The organism is Plantibacter sp. CFBP 13570 (assembly GCF_014841395.1).
GTDB lineage: Bacteria > Actinomycetota > Actinomycetes > Actinomycetales > Microbacteriaceae > Plantibacter > Plantibacter auratus.
On record NZ_JACYTW010000132.1, the window covers coordinates 1 to 1,537 of the forward strand.

The following is a 1,537-nucleotide window of genomic DNA, read 5'->3' on the forward strand; positions in this document are numbered from 1 at the left end:
CGAGCGAGTCGGCGCCACCGCTCAGTGCGACGAGCAGGTCGGCACCGGCGACGTCACGCGACGCCGTGGGCGCCGTGCCCGCGATCGCGTCGCGCACCGCCTTCCGGAGGGCGGCGACGGACGGGTGGAGCGGGGGTCGGACGTCGTTCACGCGGACCACGCTATTGCACCGCGCCGAGCGCCTCCCCACACCGTTCGCCCCGGGACGCATCGGTTATGGTTGGTCCTCGTCGGCGACCGCGCCGACTCAACGTCATCCAACCGCGCAAGGAGCAGGCTTATGGCCGAGTACGACGCCGTCATCGAGATCCCGCGGGGCAGCCGCAACAAGTACGAGATCGACCACGAGACCGGTCGGGTCTTCCTGGACCGCGTCCTGTTCACGAGCTTCGTCTACCCCGCCGACTACGGCTTCTTCGAGAACACCCTCGGCGAGGACGGCGACCCGGTCGACGTCCTGGTCCTGCTCGACTTCCCGACCTTCCCGGGCGTCGGCATCAAGGTCCGCCCCGTCGGCGTCCTGCACATGACGGACGACGGCGGCGGCGACGACAAGGTCATCGCCGTGCAGTACAAGGACCCGCGCTGGTCGCACATCCAGGACCTGAACGACATCCCGCAGGCGACGCGCGACGAGATCGAGCACTTCTTCGTCCACTACAAGGACACCGAGCCCGGCAAGTGGGCGCGGATCGACGGCTGGGGCGACGCCGCAGCGGCCGAGAAGATCATCCTCGCGGGCTTCGACAAGCTCAAGGCGGAGGGTCACTGACCCACTGCGGACCTCCGCACACCGCACGACGAAGCGGCCGGCACCCTCGGGTGCCGGCCGCTTCGTCGTGCGGGTCGCTGCGCTCGGTCAGCCGAGCGGCGCCCCGCGGTCGGCCATGAACGGCTGCGCGTCGATCGCACTGCCGTTGATGCGGACCTCGAAGTGCAGGTGGCAGCCCGTGGAGGCACCGGTCGTGCCGACGTAGGCGATGACCTGTCCGGCGGAGACCTGGTAGCCGACGCCGACCTGGATGCCACCGTTCACGATGTGCGCGTAGCCGGTCGAGACGCCGGAGCCGTGGTCGATGAGGATGAAGTTGCCGTACGTGCCGTACCAACCGGCGTAGGTCACGGTGCCGGAGGTCGCCGCGTAGATCGGGATGCCGCAGCCGCCCGCGATGTCGGTGCCGCGGTGGAAGCTGCCTGAGCTGCCGCCGCCCGTGGAGATCGGATCGCGGTAGCCGTAGGTGCCCGAGATGCTGCCGGAGGCCGGGATCGCCCAGCCCTGGCTGCTGAGCTGACCGCCGTCGGCGCTCTCGCCACGCGCGGCCGCTGCCGCAGCTTCGGCGGCCTTCCGCGCGGCCTCGCCGGCTTCGAAGTCCTTGACCGTCTTCGCGGTCGTGTCCTGCAGCGCCGTCAGCTGGGCGTTGAGCGTGACGATCAGCTCCTGGTTCTTCTCGAGCTTCGCCGCCGCCGCGGACGCCGCCGCCTGGGCGGCCTCCATGGCCGCCTGCGCCGCCTGCCGGAGCGACTCGCGCTCGTCGCG

2 protein-coding genes are annotated in these 1,537 nt (G+C 70.7%); one reads left to right on the plus strand and one right to left on the minus strand.

Going from position 1 to position 1,537, the window contains the following annotated elements; all coding sequences use genetic code 11:
- Positions 1–280: 280 nt before the first annotated feature.
- Positions 281–772, plus strand: coding sequence for an inorganic diphosphatase (locus IFT89_RS19850; protein ID WP_064294335.1), 492 nt, complete (start codon positions 281–283; stop codon positions 770–772).
- 87 nt (positions 773–859) lie between these two features.
- Here the strand turns inward: IFT89_RS19850 and IFT89_RS19855 are convergent.
- On the minus strand, positions 860–1,537 hold a 678-nt coding region (locus tag IFT89_RS19855), incomplete at its 5' end, for a M23 family metallopeptidase (RefSeq protein WP_202939844.1).

Coding starts and splice junctions, on each gene's coding strand:
- IFT89_RS19850 (WP_064294335.1), top strand. CDS start 281: ATGGCCGAGTACGACGCCGTCATCGAGATCCCGCGGGGCAGCCGCAAC.